Source organism: Pauljensenia sp. UMB3104, from assembly GCF_030217285.1.
GTDB lineage: Bacteria > Actinomycetota > Actinomycetes > Actinomycetales > Actinomycetaceae > Pauljensenia.
This window is the reverse complement of record NZ_JASONN010000232.1, coordinates 1-288: the sequence shown is the minus strand read 5'-3', so window position 1 is coordinate 288 and position 288 is coordinate 1. Positions and strand designations below refer to the sequence as shown.

Sequence of the window (288 nt, the reverse complement as noted above, 5' to 3'; positions counted from 1 at the left end):
GATCATTACTTTTTGATTTAGCTGATCTGTATAAACCAACTATGACCATACCGCTGGCTTTTTCTGCGACAACTGCTGAAGACCCACTCATATTCGTTCGAAGGAAAATTAGGGCAGCCATATTCGAAAAACATGTAGTGGTTAGGATGTTGGATGCTCTGATGCAGGTTCTATCACCGCATCTTCCCCGTCGTGACGACGACCGTTTGATCGGATCGGTCGGGGAAGAGGTATCTGGGCATATTCAGTATGGCAAGGACTCGTAATGTTTGCGGTTGTCACGGCTAC

Annotated in this window: 1 pseudogene; it reads left to right on the top strand. The window is 46.5% G+C overall.

The window, feature by feature from the left end:
* Positions 1 to 266: pseudogene (locus QP415_RS11515) on the top strand (type I-E CRISPR-associated endonuclease Cas1e); the annotation flags it as partial.
* Positions 267 to 288 lie beyond the last annotated feature (22 nt).